Annotated in this window: 14 protein-coding genes and 1 pseudogene; 10 read left to right on the top strand and 5 right to left on the bottom strand. The window is 73.7% G+C overall.

The window, feature by feature from the left end; all coding sequences use genetic code 11:
* Positions 1 to 9 precede the first annotated feature (9 nt).
* The 10 genes and pseudogenes from ACZ61E_RS22755 to lgt all read left to right on the top strand — a co-directional run bounded on the left by ACZ61E_RS22755 (position 10) and on the right by lgt (position 8,699).
* The gene (locus ACZ61E_RS22755) at positions 10 to 1,536 is read left to right on the top strand and encodes an anthranilate synthase component I (RefSeq protein ID WP_469701670.1); all 1,527 of its coding nucleotides are present in this window, start codon (positions 10 to 12) and stop codon (positions 1,534 to 1,536) included.
* Positions 1,536 to 2,219 carry a TIGR02234 family membrane protein gene (locus ACZ61E_RS22760; protein ID WP_469701671.1) on the top strand — a complete coding sequence of 228 codons (684 nt, stop codon included), beginning with the start codon at positions 1,536 to 1,538 and terminating at the stop codon, positions 2,217 to 2,219. The genes ACZ61E_RS22755 and ACZ61E_RS22760 overlap by 1 nt, the downstream gene beginning before the upstream one ends.
* Before the next feature lie 123 nt (positions 2,220 to 2,342).
* Positions 2,343 to 2,582: pseudogene (locus tag ACZ61E_RS22765) on the top strand (HGxxPAAW family protein); the annotation flags it as partial.
* A gap of 294 nt (positions 2,583 to 2,876) precedes the next feature.
* Complete coding sequence (locus tag ACZ61E_RS22770) at positions 2,877 to 3,314, top strand: DUF2752 domain-containing protein (protein WP_469701685.1); 438 nt, start codon at positions 2,877 to 2,879, stop codon at positions 3,312 to 3,314.
* Between the two features lie 124 nt (positions 3,315 to 3,438).
* Positions 3,439 to 4,248 carry an indole-3-glycerol phosphate synthase TrpC gene (trpC, locus tag ACZ61E_RS22775; RefSeq protein ID WP_469701672.1) on the top strand — a complete coding sequence of 270 codons (810 nt, stop codon included), beginning with the start codon at positions 3,439 to 3,441 and terminating at the stop codon, positions 4,246 to 4,248.
* A gap of 6 nt (positions 4,249 to 4,254) precedes the next feature.
* A complete protein-coding gene (gene trpM / locus ACZ61E_RS22780) occupies positions 4,255 to 4,479 on the top strand; it encodes a tryptophan biosynthesis modulator TrpM (RefSeq protein ID WP_469701673.1) in 225 nt (74 codons plus the stop codon).
* A 168-nt stretch (positions 4,480 to 4,647) separates the two neighbouring features.
* Positions 4,648 to 5,886 carry a tryptophan synthase subunit beta gene (trpB, locus tag ACZ61E_RS22785; RefSeq protein ID WP_469701674.1) on the top strand — a complete coding sequence of 413 codons (1,239 nt, stop codon included), beginning with the start codon at positions 4,648 to 4,650 and terminating at the stop codon, positions 5,884 to 5,886.
* Positions 5,883 to 6,695: a tryptophan synthase subunit alpha gene (gene trpA / locus ACZ61E_RS22790; protein ID WP_469701675.1), complete on the top strand. Its 813-nt coding sequence runs from the start codon at positions 5,883 to 5,885 to the stop codon at positions 6,693 to 6,695. The genes trpB and trpA overlap by 4 nt, the downstream gene beginning before the upstream one ends.
* A gap of 86 nt (positions 6,696 to 6,781) precedes the next feature.
* Entirely contained in the window at positions 6,782 to 7,627 is an 846-nt protein-coding gene (locus ACZ61E_RS22795; RefSeq protein WP_469701676.1) for a DsbA family protein, read from the top strand.
* A gap of 103 nt (positions 7,628 to 7,730) precedes the next feature.
* Positions 7,731 to 8,699, top strand: coding sequence for a prolipoprotein diacylglyceryl transferase (lgt, locus tag ACZ61E_RS22800; protein ID WP_469701677.1), 969 nt, complete (start codon positions 7,731 to 7,733; stop codon positions 8,697 to 8,699).
* 100 nt (positions 8,700 to 8,799) lie between these two features.
* On the opposite strand, the gene ACZ61E_RS22805 is transcribed toward lgt, so the two are convergent.
* The 5 genes from ACZ61E_RS22805 to ACZ61E_RS22825 are packed head-to-tail and all read right to left on the bottom strand — an operon-like array spanning position 8,800 to position 14,558.
* Entirely contained in the window at positions 8,800 to 9,618 is an 819-nt protein-coding gene (locus ACZ61E_RS22805) for an HpcH/HpaI aldolase/citrate lyase family protein (protein WP_469701678.1), read from the bottom strand.
* Positions 9,615 to 10,841, bottom strand: a complete 1,227-nt coding sequence (locus ACZ61E_RS22810) for a CaiB/BaiF CoA transferase family protein (protein WP_469701679.1) — start codon at positions 10,839 to 10,841, stop codon at positions 9,615 to 9,617. The genes ACZ61E_RS22805 and ACZ61E_RS22810 overlap by 4 nt, the downstream gene beginning before the upstream one ends.
* Entirely contained in the window at positions 10,838 to 11,728 is an 891-nt protein-coding gene (gene rbsK / locus ACZ61E_RS22815; protein ID WP_469701680.1) for a ribokinase, read from the bottom strand. The genes ACZ61E_RS22810 and rbsK overlap by 4 nt, the downstream gene beginning before the upstream one ends.
* Positions 11,725 to 13,377, bottom strand: coding sequence for an ADP-ribosylglycohydrolase family protein (locus ACZ61E_RS22820; protein ID WP_469701681.1), 1,653 nt, complete (start codon positions 13,375 to 13,377; stop codon positions 11,725 to 11,727). Before ACZ61E_RS22820 ends, rbsK begins: the two co-directional genes overlap by 4 nt.
* Positions 13,374 to 14,558, bottom strand: a complete 1,185-nt coding sequence (locus tag ACZ61E_RS22825; RefSeq protein ID WP_469701682.1) for an ADP-ribosylglycohydrolase family protein — start codon at positions 14,556 to 14,558, stop codon at positions 13,374 to 13,376. Before ACZ61E_RS22825 ends, ACZ61E_RS22820 begins: the two co-directional genes overlap by 4 nt.
* Between the last annotated feature and the right edge of the window lie 147 nt (positions 14,559 to 14,705).

Raw genomic sequence — 14,705 nt, forward strand, 5'->3', positions numbered from 1 at the left:
TCACCGGCCATGGATCTCGACACCTTCCGCAAGCTGGCGGTCGACCGCCGTGTCATCCCGGTCGGCCGCCGGCTCCTCGCGGACGGCGACACCCCGGTCGGTCTCTACCGCAAGCTCGCCGCCGAACGCCCGGGGACCTTCCTCCTCGAATCCGCCGAGAACGGCCGCTCCTGGTCGCGCTACTCCTTCATCGGCGTACGGTCCGCCGCCACCCTCACCGAACGCGACGGACGCACCCACTGGCTCGGCACCCCGCCCGTCGGCGTACCCGTCGACGGCGACCCGCTGGCCGCCCTGCGCGCCACCGTGGAGACACTCCACACGCCGCGCACCCTCCACGACGACGAGGCCGACCTGCCACCCTTCACCGGCGGCATGGTCGGCTACCTCGGCTTCGACGTCGTCCGCCGGCTGGAGAAGAAGATCGGCGACCACGCGCGCGACGATCTCCACCTGCCCGAGCTGACGATGCTGCTCACCTCCGACCTCGCCGTCCTGGATCACCGCTCGGGCACCGTGCTGCTCATCGCCAACGCGATCAACCACAACGACCTCGACACGGGCGTCGACGAGGCGTACGCGGACGCCGTCGGCCGTCTCGACGCCATGGAGCGCGACCTGTCACGCCCCGCGGACAGCGTTCCCACGGTGCTGCCGCCGTCCGAGCTGCCGCCGTACACCGCGCTCTGGGGCGGCGTCGCCTTTCAGGAGGCCGTCGAGGACATCAAGGAGCGCATCAGGGCCGGTGAGGCGTTCCAGGTCGTCCCCTCGCAGCGGTTCGAGACTCCCTGCGCGGCGAGCGCGCTCGACGTCTACCGGGTGCTGCGGGCCACCAACCCGAGCCCGTACATGTACCTCTTCCGCTTCGACGGCTTCGACGTCGTCGGCTCCAGCCCCGAGGCGCTCGTCAAGGTCGAGGACGGGCACGCGATGGTCCACCCCATCGCCGGCACCCGCCCGCGCGGCGAGACGCCGCAGCACGACCAGGCCCTCGCCGACGAACTGCTCGCCGACCCCAAGGAGCGGGCCGAGCACCTGATGCTGGTGGACCTGGGCCGCAACGACCTCGGGCGGGTCTGCGAGCCGGGCAGCGTCGAGGTCGTCGACTTCATGTCCGTCGAGCGCTACTCGCACGTCATGCACATCGTCTCGACCGTCACCGGCCGGGTCGCCGAAGGCCGTACCGCCTTCGACGTCCTCACCGCCTGCTTCCCCGCGGGCACCCTCTCCGGCGCCCCCAAGCCCCGCGCCCTCCAGATCATCGACGAACTGGAACCCTCACGGCGCGGTCTGTACGGAGGCTGCGTCGGCTACCTCGACTTCGCCGGGGACTCCGACACCGCCATCGCCATCCGCACGGCGCTGCTCCGGGAGGGCACCGCGTACGTGCAGGCGGGCGCCGGTGTCGTCGCCGACTCCGATCCCGTCGCCGAGGACACCGAGTGCCGCAACAAGGCCGCCGCCGTCCTGCGCGCCGTCCACACCGCGAACCGGCTGGGAGGCCCGGCCGAACCGGCCGGCACCGGTAGGGGATAGTGGGACGGGTGACTGCCGTACCCATCCCCCAGCCCCGCGCCGCGACCCCGGCCGACGCCACGAGAAGGCGCTCCGGCCGGAGTCTCGGCATCGCGCTCCTCCTGGGCGCCGCCGGCGCCGCGGTGGTGCTGATCGCCTCCGGCCAGACCTGGGCCGAGGGCGCCGCCACCGTCGCGGGCGGCACCGTGTCGCTCGACGCCGGGGGCCGTGACGTCACCGGCGTCCCGGCCGCGCTCGCCGTCGTCGGCCTGGCCGCCCTCGTCGCCGTCTTCGCCGTCCGTACGGCGGGCCGGCTGCTGGTCTCCGTGCTCCTCACCCTCAGCGGCGCGGGCGCGACCGCCGCCGCGCTCGTCGGCGCGACCGACAGCGCCGCGCTCGACGACAAGGCCGCGCGCACGACCGGAGACACCGCCGCGACCGTCGCCGCCCTCACCCACACCGCCTGGCCGTACGTGACGGCGGCCGGCGGCGTGCTGATCCTGCTCGCCGGGCTCCTGGCGCTGAGGTACGGATCACACTGGCCCACCATGTCGGGCCGCTACGAACGCGACGGCACCCCGCGCGCCGCCCGTGTCCGCGGACCCGCCGCCAGCGGTACCAAGGCCACCGGGCCCGCCACGGACCCCGACCGGCCCGAGGACATCTGGAAGGCACTGGACCGGGGCGAGGACCCGACCGGCTAGCACGGGCCGCGCATCCCGACCCCCTCGACGGGGAACGCCGACGGGTACGGGACAATGAACCGTGAGCGTTCGGCTCACCCAGCGCGCGACCACCGCGGCACATCAGCAACGAGGAGCGAATTCATGGCGGGCAGCAGCCACGGACACACCCCGGCCGCCTGGACCGGTGTCACCATCTCTGTCATCGGCTTCTGCATCGCAGGCGTCTTCATGGTGGCGGCCGATCCCATCGGGTTCGTCGGCGGACTCGCGGTCGTCCTCCTCGGCGGCATCGTCGGCCTCGCCATGCGCGCCGCCGGCCTCGGCGCCGCCAAGGAGTCCGAAGCCGCCAAGCAGGCCCGGGTCGAGGCCGCACGCGCGTCCCTGGACCGCGCGGAGCGCGAGGCCGTCGAGCGTGGCGAGGGCCACGCGACCGGTCAGCCGCACGCCCAGGCGAAGGCCGAGCCGGCGCAGCAGACCGCGTAACGCCGTCCTCGCGCTCGTACTTCCGCACCGCGACAGCAAGGCGCGGCCCGCATCCCGGGCCGCGCCTTCGCACGTCGGGGCGATCCGGCCCCGTGCGTCCCACGCGCCCCGGCGGGCGCGTGAGCGACGCGCGCGCCCGAGGGCGGGCTGCGCTTTCACGCCCCGACGGGGGACAATCACCGGGTGGACGCCATGCCTGCACCCGCCGCGCCGCCCCCGGCCCCCGCTCCGGCGACCCGCGCCCGGCGGCTCCTCGCGCCGCTCGGCACGCTCGCCGGCGTCGTCGCCGCCTTCACCTACGTCGGCCTGGTCGATCCCAACGAGAGCGGCCACTACCCCGTCTGCCCGCTGCTCAGCATGACCGGGCTCTACTGCCCCGGCTGCGGCGGCCTGCGCAGTGCCCACGCCGTCGCGCACGGCGACATCGCCGCCGCCCTCGGCGCCAACGCGCTCGCGGTCGCCGGCTACGCGGTCTTCGCCGTGGTGTGGCTGGTGTGGCTGATTCACGTCGCTCGCGGAACCCGGTTGCGTGTTTCGGTGCCACCCTTCCTGGGATGGGCCGCCGGAGCGGTGATCCTGGTCTTCACAGTGGTACGGAACCTGCCTTTCGGCTCGTCGTTCGCCCCGTGAAGTCCCAGGTGGTGGGATGCTCGACCAGCGGATGCGGGCCCCCGGCCCTCCTCCGGATACCATCGGCATGGCTGATCCTCATCCATGCCCAATCCGACACCGTTCCCGGAAGGGGGCCGCTCGCGTGAGTGTGCTCGACGAGATCATCGAAGGCGTACGCGCCGACCTCGCGGAGCGGCAGGCGCGCGTCGGCCTCGACGAACTCAAGGAGCGCGCGGCCAAGGCCCGGCCCGCCAAGGACGGCGTCGCCGCACTGCGCGGCGAGGGCGTCACGGTGATCTGCGAGGTCAAGCGCTCCAGCCCCTCCAAGGGCGCGCTCGCCGCGATCGCCGACCCCGCGGGGCTGGCCGCCGACTACGAGGCGGGCGGCGCGTCCGTCATCTCCGTACTGACCGAGCAGCGGCGCTTCGGCGGCTCACTGGCCGACCTCGAAGCCGTCCGCGCCAAGGTCGACATCCCCGTCCTGCGCAAGGACTTCATCGTCACGGCGTACCAGCTGTGGGAGGCCCGCGCGCACGGCGCCGACCTCGTCCTGCTGATCGTCGCCGCCCTGGAGCAGCCCGCGCTCGTCTCGCTCATCGAGCGCGCCGAGTCCATCGGACTCACCCCCATCGTCGAGGTGCACGACGAGGACGAGGTGGAGCGGGCCGTCGACGCCGGGGCGAAGATCATCGGCGTCAACGCGCGCGACCTGAAGACGCTGAAGGTCGACCGCGGCACGTTCGAGCGGCTCGCCCCCGAGATCCCCGAAGGCATCGTCAGGATCGCCGAATCCGGTGTGCGCGGACCGCACGACCTCATCGCGTACGCCAACGCGGGCGCCGACTCGGTGCTCGTCGGCGAGTCCCTGGTCACCGGGCGCGACCCGAAGGGGGCCGTGGCCGACCTCGTCGCGGCCGGCGCCCACCCCGCCCTGCGGCACGGACGGGGCTGACCCCCGATGCCCCTGCCCGCCTCCGGACGCCCCGCCGCCGTGCGCGCGCCGCACGCGCCGCTGGCGCGCGGGTGCCGGCCGCGCGGCTGCCGGGCCCCGGCCCGGCGCGTGCACGGGCGGCGGGTGCGGTACGTGATCGGTGACGAGCCCGGCCAGGTCAACGGCATGCGATGGCGCCGGGCCGCGCCCCGGCGAGGCCCTTCCGACAGCGACCAGCGCGCGACCGCGTAGCCGCACGCCCCCCGGGGCGGCGGCGCCACGCGGTGTCGCCGCGCCCGCGCGTGCCGGCGGTGCCGGTCCACCGGACCATCGCCCTCCCGGCCCATGCGCCGGTGCGGGGCCGGTTCGCCCGTGGCGCACACGGTGCACCCACCCGTCGCCTCACGAGGAGATCCATCCGTGACTGCCGAGTTCTTCATCCCCGATCCCACGGGCCTGAGCCCGAACGCCGAGGGCTACTTCGGCGCCTACGGCGGCAAGTTCATCCCCGAGGCGCTCGTCGCCGCCGTGGACGAGGTCGCCGTCGAGTACGAGAAGGCCAAGGGCGACCCCGCCTTCGCCGCCGAGCTGAACGACCTCCTCGTCAACTACACCGGCCGCCCCAGCGCACTCACCGAGGTCCCCCGGTTCGCCGAGGAGGCCGGCGGCGCCACGGTGTACCTCAAGCGCGAGGACCTGAACCACACCGGGTCCCACAAGATCAACAACGTGCTGGGCCAGGCGCTGCTCACCAAGCGCATGGGCAAGACCCGCGTCATCGCCGAGACCGGGGCCGGACAGCACGGCGTCGCCACCGCGACCGCCTGCGCGCTGTTCGGACTCGAATGCACCATCTACATGGGCGAGATCGACACCGAGCGCCAGGCGCTCAACGTCGCCCGGATGCGGATGCTCGGCGCCGAGGTCGTACCGGTCAGGTCCGGCAGCCGCACCCTGAAGGACGCCATCAACGAGGCGTTCCGCGACTGGGTCGCCAACGTGGACCGTACGCACTACCTCTTCGGCACCGTCGCCGGACCGCACCCCTTCCCCGCGATGGTGCGCGACTTCCACCGCGTCATCGGCGTCGAGGCCAGGTGGCAGCTCCTGGAGAGGGCGGGCCGGCTGCCCGACGCGGCCGTCGCCTGTGTAGGAGGCGGCTCCAACGCGATCGGCCTCTTCCACGCCTTCCTCGCCGACGAGGCCGTACGGCTGGTGGGCTGCGAGCCCGCGGGCCACGGCATCGGCACCGGCGAGCACGCGGCGACGCTGAGCGCTGGCGAGCCCGGCATCCTGCACGGCTCACGGTCCTACGTCCTCCAGGACGACGAGGGCCAGATCACCGAGCCGTACTCGATCTCCGCCGGACTCGACTACCCGGGCATCGGCCCCGAGCACGCCTACCTCAAGGACAGCGGGCGCGGTGAGTACCGGGCCGTGACCGACGACGCGGCCATGAAGGCGCTGCTGCTGCTGTCCCGTACCGAGGGTGTCATTCCGGCCATCGAGAGCGCGCACGCCCTCGCCGGGGCGCTGGAGATCGGCCGTGAGCTGGGGAAGGACGGTCTGATCGTCGTCAACCTCTCCGGGCGCGGCGACAAGGACATGGACACCGCTGCCCGCTACTTCGGGCTGTACGACGGGGAGAGCGCCAAGTGAGCGGCAACATCCAGCTGTTGAGCGACACCCTGGCCGGCGCGAGGAGCGAGGGGCGCGCCGCGCTCATCGCCTATCTGCCGGCCGGATTCCCCACGGTGGACGGTGGCATCGACGCCGTGAAGGCCGTCTTCGACGGCGGCGCCGACGTGGTCGAGGTCGGGCTGCCGCACAGCGACCCGGTGCTCGACGGCCCCGTCATCCAGACCGCCGACGACATCGCCCTCAAGGGCGGCGTGCGGATCGCGGACGTGATGCGCACGGTCCGCGAGGCGTACCAGGCCACCGGGAAGCCGGTGCTGGTCATGACCTACTGGAACCCGGTCGACCGGTACGGCGTCGAGCGCTTCACCACGGAGCTGGCAGAGGCGGGCGGCGCCGGGTGCATCCTGCCCGACCTGCCCGTACAGGAGTCCGACGTGTGGCGGGAGCACGCCGACAAGCACGGTCTCGCCACCGTCTTCGTCGTCGCGCCGAGCAGCAGGGACGACCGCCTCGCGAAGATCACGGCCGTGGGCTCCGGGTTCGTCTACGCCGCCTCCCTCATGGGCGTCACCGGCACCCGCCAGTCGGTCGGCGCGCAGGCCCAGGACCTGGTGCGGCGCACCCGCGCCCGCACGGACCTGCCGGTCTGCGTCGGGCTCGGGGTGTCAGACGCGGCGCAGGCCGCCGAGGTCGCCGGGTTCGCCGACGGGGTCATCGTCGGCTCTGCCTTCGTCAAACTGATGCTCGACGCCCCCGACCGCGAGGCCGGGCTGACGGCGGTCCGCGGCCTCGCGGGCGAGCTGGCCGAAGGCGTTCGCAAGCGCTGACGGACGGAGGGCCCCCGAGGTCCCTCGTACGGGTGGACCTGGGACCGGGGAGGTGCGTACGCGCCTCCCCGGTTCGTTGCTGAGGCGTGAGCGAGAAGAACCGTGAGGCAAAGAGGAGCGCCCGAGAGCGGCTCCAGGTGCAGCGTGAGCAGGAGAAGAGGCGCGAGCGGCGCAAGCGCACCCTGGTCGTCTCGGCGGCGGTGGTGGGCGTGCTGGGCGCGGCGGCGGCGATCGGAGTCGTCGCCACCAACGCCAACAAGGACAAGGGCGGCAGCGGCGCCGCCGGCCCCGTGCTGGCCCCGTCGGGAGCGCAGGGCAAGGACGAGCTGTCGATCCCCGTGGGCATGAGCGACGCGCCGTCGACCCTCACCGTGTGGGAGGACTTCCGCTGCCCCGCCTGCGGTCAGTTCGAGAACGCGTTCAGGGACACGATCAAGGAGCTGGAGACCGCGGGGCAGCTCAAGGTCGACTACCACCTCGCCACGATCATCGACGGCAACATGGGCGGCAGCGGCTCGCTGCGAGCGGCCAACGCGGCGGCGTGCGCCCAGGACGTCGGCAAGTTCGCGCCGTACCACGACACCCTGTTCCAGAACCAGCCGCCGGAGCCGGACGACGCCTACGCCGACAACGAGCGGCTGCTGGAGCTGGCGGGCAAGGTCGACGGCCTGGAATCGGCCCCCGGCTTCCGCCAGTGCGTGGAGGACGGCAAGCACGACAAATGGGTGATGAACTCGAACGCCGCGTTCCAGAACGGCGGCTTCAGCGGCACGCCGACCGTCCTGCTCAACGGTGAGTCCGTCTTCCCCAAGAAGGGCGCCGAGAACATCACCCCGGCCAACTTCAAGAGGTGGGTCACGGAGGCCAACAAGGGCAAGCAGCCGGGCACCGCACCGGCCACACCTCCCGACACGGGCGCCTCGCCCTCCTGAGCACCGGGGCCGCGCGGGGGCCCTCTCCGCGCGGGCTCGTTATGCAGACGTTGCCGGGCGGGTTGCCGAAGGCACCGCCCGGCACTGTAGCGTCGGAACCGCCATGGACATTGCCTACATCCCCAGTCCGTCGAGCGGAGTGATCCATCTCGGACCACTCCCGCTGCGCGGCTATGCGTTCTGCATCATTCTCGGTGTCTTCGCCGCCGTCTGGTACGGCAACAAGCGCTGGATCGCCCGCGGCGGCAAGGCCGGCACCGTGGCCGACATCTCCGTCTGGGCCGTGCCCTTCGGACTCGTCGGCGGCCGGCTCTACCACGTGATCACCGACTACCAGCTGTACTTCAGCGACGGTAAGAACTGGGTCGACGCCTTCAAGATCTGGGAGGGCGGCCTCGGGATCTGGGGCGCGATCGCCTTCGGCGCCGTCGGCGCGTGGATCGGCTGCCGCCGCCGCGGGATCCCGCTCCCGGCCTACGCGGACGCCATCGCACCCGGGATCGTGCTCGCCCAGGCCATCGGCCGCTGGGGCAACTGGTTCAACCAGGAGCTGTACGGCAAGGCCACCGATGTGCCGTGGGCGCTGGAGATCAGCGACGGCGCCAACCGCGACAGCGGCCTCTACCACCCGACGTTCCTCTACGAGTCGCTGTGGTGCGTCGGTGTGGCGTTGCTCGTCGTCTGGGCCGACCGCCGCTTCAGGCTCGGCCACGGACGCGCCTTCGCGCTCTACGTCGCCGCCTACTGTGCGGGACGCGCCTGGATCGAGTACATGCGTGTCGACGAGGCGCACGAAGTGCTGGGGCTGCGCCTCAACGTATGGACCGCGATCATCGTCTTCGCGCTGGCCGTGGCCTACATCGTCGTCTCGGCGCGGATCAGGCCGGGACGCGAGGAGATCGTCGTGCCGGACCGCGAGCTCCTCGGCAAGGACGTCAAGGCGGACAAGGGCGACAAGGCCGAGGACGGCGACGCGACGGGTGCCGGGGCCACGGAGGACGCCGTTCCCGACACGGCTGCGGGCGCCGACGCCGAGGGCAGCACGGACGCCGCGTCGGCCAAGAACGTCTGACGGGTCGCGCGCGGCGCCCGAGCCGCGCTCGTCGCCGAAGCACCGAAGCACCGGAGGGGCCGCGACCGCGGCCCCTCCGGTGCTTCGGTGAGACCTCGTGCTACCCCCGCGCCGCCAGGAAGAGCGTGCGGCGGGCCGCCGCCACGATCGCCGCGTCCACGAAACGCCCGTCCGGCAGTGCCTGCGCCCCCGCGTTCTCCGCGGCGGCCTCGACGATCTCCGCCGCCGAAGCGACCTCCCGCGCCGTCGGAAGATACGCGCGCTCGATCACCGGCAGCTGGCGCGGATGGATCGCGGAGCGGCCGAAGAAGCCGAGCGAGCGGCCGTGCGCGCAGGACGCGGCCAGCCCGTCCAGGTCCCGTACGTCGGGATGGACGGACTGGACGGGCGCCGGCAGACCCGCGGCCCGCGCCGCCACCACGACACGGCCGCGCGGCCAATCGAGCCCGGCGTCGTTGCCCGTCCCCAGCTCCGCGCGGAGATCGGCCTCGCCGAGCGCGACACCGCGCACGGCGGGATGCGCCGTGGCGATGGCGTGGGCGTTCTCGACGCCCAGGGCGGATTCGAGCAGCACGTACAGATGGGTGTCCGGGGCGACGGCGGCGATCCGGTGGACGTCGGCGGCGCGCGTGACCTTCGGCAGCCGCAGTCCGGCCAGCCCGGGGAGCCCGACCAGCGACGCGATGTCGTTCTCACCGGCGATCCGGACATGGACCGGGGTGGGCTGCGGCGAGGCCAGCAGTTCGGCCGTCGCGCAGCGCGCGTACTCCCTCCGGTCGGCGGCCACCGCGTCCTCCAGGTCGACGATCACCGCGTCGGCGCCGGACGCGAGCGCCTTCTGCACGACATCGGGCCGGTCGCCGGGCGCGTACAGCCAGGTGAGCGGGGGATGCGCCGGGTGGCCCGGCCGGCCGGTCACAGCGTTCCCTCCGCACGGAGGGCCGCGATCTCGGACGCCGACAGACCCAGCTCGGTGAGGACCGCTTCCGTGTCGGCGCCGTGCGGCCGGCCCGCCCAGCGGATGGAGCCGGGGGTCTCGGAGAGCCTGAAGAGGACGTTCTGCATACGGATCGGGCCCAGCTCGGGATCCGGGACCTCGGTGACGGTACCCAGCGCCCGGTACTGCGGGTCGCTCATGACGTCGCTGATGTCGTGGACCGGCGCGATCGCCGCCTCCGCCTTCTCGAACGCGGCGATCGCGTCGTCGCGCGAGTGCCGGGCGATCCAGCCGCCGACCGCCTCGTCCAGCACATCGGCGTGCCCGGCCCGGCCGCCGCCGGTCCCGAACCACGGCTCCTCGATCAGCTCCTCCCTGCCCACCAGCCGCATCACGCGCTCCGCGACCGACTGGGCGGAGGTGGAGACCGCCAGCCAGGAGCCGTCGGCGGTGCGGTAGGTGTTGCGGGGCGCGTTGTTGCGGGAGCGGTTGCCGGTACGGGGCTGTACGTAGCCGAGCTGGTCGTACCAGAGGGGCTGCGGCCCCAGCACCGTCAGGATCGGTTCGATGATCGCCAGGTCGACCACCTGGCCCCGCCCCGTCGCCGTCCGGCCGTTGAGCGCGGTCAGCACGGCGTACGCGGTGGCCAGCGCGGCGATCGAGTCGGCCAGCCCGAACGGGGGCAGGGTCGGCGGCCCGTCGGGCTCCCCGGTCATGGCGGCGAACCCGCTCATCGCCTCCGCGAGCGTGCCGAACCCGGGCCGGTGCGAGTACGGGCCGAACTGCCCGAAGCCGGTCACCCGGGCCAGCACCAGCCGGGGGTTGACGTGGGAGAGTTCGGCCCAGCCCAGTCCCCATCGCTCCAGCGTGCCGGGGCGGAAGTTCTCCACGATCACGTCCGCGTCGGCGGCGAGCCGCAGCAGGACGTCCCGGCCGGCCGGGGTCGAGAGATCGAGCGTGACGGTGCGCTTGTTGCGGCCGAGGATCTTCCACCAGAGGCCGACACCGTCCTTCGCCGGGCCGTGCCCGCGCGACGGGTCGGGGCGGCTGGGGTGCTCGACCTTGACGACCTCGGCGCCGAAGTCGCCGAGCATCGTCGCGGCGAGGGGACCGGCGAAGAGCGTGGCGAGATCGAGGACGCGCAGACCGAGCAGCGGGGGAGTGGCGGGGGCCGGCGGAACGTCCGGCCGGGTGGCGGTGCTCATGAGGCGGCCTCGTCGATCTCGGAGCGGTACGGCATGGACGTGGAGGCCCCGTGGCGCCGCACGCACAGCGCGGCGGCGGCCGACGCCCAGCGCGCCGCCCCGGCCATCGGACGGCCCTCGCCGATCGCCACCGCGAGCGCGCCGACGAACGTGTCACCGGCGGCCGTCGTGTCCACGGCGGTGACCTTCGGCGCGGGGACGGTGACGGGCACGGCGCCGCGCGCCGCGTACAGGCACCCCGCCGCGCCCAGGGTGATCACGACCTCGGGGACCTGCCGGAGCAGTGTCTCGGCCGCGCCGTACGGATCGGCGACGCCCGCCAGCGCGGCGGCCTCGTGTTCGTTGGGGACCAACAGGTCGGTGGCGGCGAGGAGTTCGGGCGGCAGGGGCTGGACCGGGGCGGGGGTGAGGATCGTCCGCACCCCGTGCCGCCGAGCGGCCCTCGCGCCGGCGAGCACGGCGCTCAGCGGCAGTTCGAGCTGGAGCAGCAGGGAGCCTGCCCCGGCGATGACGGTCTCCTCGCCGGGGCCGAGGCCGGTGACGGTGCCGTTCGCTCCGGGGATGACGACGATCGCGTTGCCGCCCTCGTCGTCCACGACGATGTGCGCGGTACCGGAGGGGCCTTCGGCGGTGTGCAGCAGATCGGTGTCCACGCCGGACGAGGTGAGCGTGTGCCGGAGCAGCACGCCGAACTCGTCGGTGCCCACCGCGCCGATCATCGACACGTCGCCGCCGGCGCGGGCGGCGGCGACGGCCTGGTTGGCGCCCTTGCCCCCGGGGACCGTACGGAATTCACGACCCGTGACGGTCTCCCCGTGCTTCGGGGCCCGTGCGACGTACGCGACGAGATCCATGTTGGTGCTGCCGAGCACCACGATGCCGGTCATGGGCGGAGTGCCTCCTGAGTGAGTCGGGCGAGTTCGTCGAAACCGATGCCGTCGAAACCGATGCCGTCGAATCCGGCGACGGAGGTGGCGAGGCGGTTCTTGAGCGGCGCCGTCCACCGCTCGGGCAGCCGGTCCGGATGCCCGGCGAGCAGACCGGCGACGGAGCCGGCCGTCGCTCCGTTGGAGTCGGTGTCCCAACCGCCGGACACCGCACGGCAGATGGAGCCGGTGAAGTCCCCGTCGGCGTGGGTGAGGGCGGCGGCGAGGAGCGCGGCGTTGGGGACGGCGTGGACCCAGTGGTAGTGGCCGTGGTCCGCGTGCAGCCGGTCCACGACGGTGTCGAAATCGGCGTGGGCGCGGGCGAGGTGGATCGCCCCGCGGACGGCCCGCGCCAGGCGCGAGCGCGGAGGGACGACGGAGAGCCCGGCGCGCAGGCAGGCGTGCACGTCGGCGCCGCCGCGCGTGCCGCCCGGTGCGGGGCTGCCCGGGGGCCCGCAGGCGGCGGCGATCGTGGCCGCGACGAACATCGCGCCGTACACACCGTTGGCGGTGTGCGTCAGCGTCGCGTCCCGGTACGCCTGCGCGGCGGCCGACGCGGGGTCACCGGGGTGCGCCCAGCCGTGCACGTCCGCGCGGATCGCCGCGCCGATCCACTCGCGGAACGGGTTGTGGTGCCGGGCGGTGTCGGGCGGCTCGATCCCGCGGAGCAGATTGCGGTACGCGACGCGCTCGGCGGTGAACGTACGCCCGGCGGGCAACTGGTCCAGCCACAGGAGAGCGACGTCGGAGGTGCGGAAGTCACGGCCGTACCGCTTGAGCAACAGCAGGTTGAGAAGGGGGTAGTTGAGGTCGTCGTCCTCGGGCATGCCGTCGATGTTCTCGGCGAGCGAGTTGACGGCGGCGCGCCGGTTCCAGGGGTGGGCGTCGATGAGGTGCGGGGGGACGCCCCGGGCGGTGAACCAGGTGTTCAGGGGCCAGTTGCCGGTGGCGCGGGCGAGGGCGCGGATGGCGGGGAGGGGGAGCTTCTCGACGGGCCTGCCGAGGACGCAGCCGGCGGCGCGGCCGAGCCAGGCGGCGTGCGTCTGCTGTGCGCTGAGCGGTGTCCGTCCCCCCGCCCCGCCCCTTCCCGAAACCGGGGGCGGGCCCCCGGACCCCCACGAGCCGTCGCCTCCACCATCCCGCGCCCCGCTTCGCGACGCGGTGGTGGTCCGGCGGGACCCCGGCGGTGCCGGCACCGACTGGGGCGCGCTGAGGGGCGGCCCGCCGGTGGGGCCCGGTGGTTGCGTGGCCGGTTCCCGGCTGTCGTCGGGCGGCGTGGGGGTGGGGCGTCGACCGCTCGGCGGGTGCGGGGCGTTCGGCCAGTCGTCGCCGCAAGCTCGGGTGATGTCCCGTAGCGAGGCCGGTTCCTCGTCCGTCAACCGCCCCGGCAGCTCCGCCAGTTCGTCCAGCAGTGTCAGCGCCAGCGCGCGCAGTGCCGGGGGTGCCGGTGGGGTCGATGCGCCCGCGCGGGGTGGGGACGGTCGCCCGCCCGACGCGCGCCAGGTCGCGGCCTGCGCCGTCGCGTCACGGCCGTCCTCGGACGCCTGGCGCAGCTCGTGGCCGAGCAGATCCTCCGGCTGGACCCAGGTCACCCGCAGCCGGTCCGTCATCGCGGGCCCGTCAGCGCGGCGAAGGCCGACTCGTGGGCGCGGCGCCGTGCCGTGTCACGGGCGAAGACCTCGTACGCGACCTCCGTCAGCGTCCGCGCCGGACAATCCAGGTCGAGCCGGCTCGCCTCCGCGACCCGTTTCGACCAGTCCGCGGGGATCGCCGCCCCGCCGGACAGCGCACCGGCCACCGCCCCGCTCATCGTGGCGATCGAGTCGCAGTCGCGGCCGTAATTGACCGACCCGAGCACCGTACGGCGGTAGTCACCGCCACCGATCAGCAGCATGCCGAGGGCGATCGGCAGCTCCTCGATGGAGTGCAGCCGCGAGGGGCGGCGGGCGCCGAGGGACGGGGCCCGGTAGTCGGGGCCCACCGTGTCGTACGGGGCGACGGCCTCCCGCAGCGGGCGCAGCGCGGGCTCGAAGTCCTGGTGTGCGGCGGCCACTTCGCACACCGCCTCGATCGCCGCCCGCGTCCCGTCCTTGGCGAGCGCGAGGCACGCCTCGACGACACTCGTCGGCGTCGCGCCGGGCACGCACGCCGCCGCGACCGCCGCCGCGAGTACCCCGGCCGCCTCCCTGCCGTACGAGGACTGGTGCGCGCCTGCGACGTCGACGGCCTCCGCGTACGCCGCCGCCGGATTCGCCGCGTTGACGAGGCCCACCGGCGCCATGTACATCGCCGCACCGCAGTTGACGATGTTCCCGGCGCCCGCCTCGCGCGGGTCCACATGCCCGTAGTGGAGACGGGCGACGAGCCACTTCTCCGCCAGGAAGATCCGCTGGAGGGGCAGCGCCTCGGCCTCCAGCTCCGGGATCCAGCGGGGCGTGGAGATCAGGTCCGGGACGAGATGGTCGGCGACGGCGTAGGCGTCGAGGTGATCGCGCACCGTGCCGTACACGCGGACGAGCGCGTGCGTCAGCAAGGTGTCGTCGGTGACGTGGCCGTCGCCCTTGTGGTACGGCGCGATGGGGCGCGCCGTACGCCAGTTGTCGTTCCACGGGCCGACGACGCCGGTCACCCGGCCGCCGTGCCGGTCCACGATCTGTTCGGGGGTGTAGCCCTCGACGGGGCCGCCGAGCGCGTCGCCGACGGCCGCGCCGACGAGAGCGCCGGTGATCCGGTCTTCGAGCGCGGGGTGCTCCGCGCGGGTGGGCGTCGCGGGTGCTCTGAGCGTCGTCATGCCGGAATTGTCCACCCGGGCGGGTCCGGTGGGGGTGAACCTCGCCGCGCTGGGCGGTGTCTGACGAATGGCGCCGTCCGCCCGTAGGGCGGGGCTCGCGGCGGCTGGTGCGGTGCGTCGCGAGGCGGAGGATCGGACTCGTACCGG

The sequence above is a fragment of the Streptomyces sp. NPDC104581 genome (assembly GCF_055583685.1).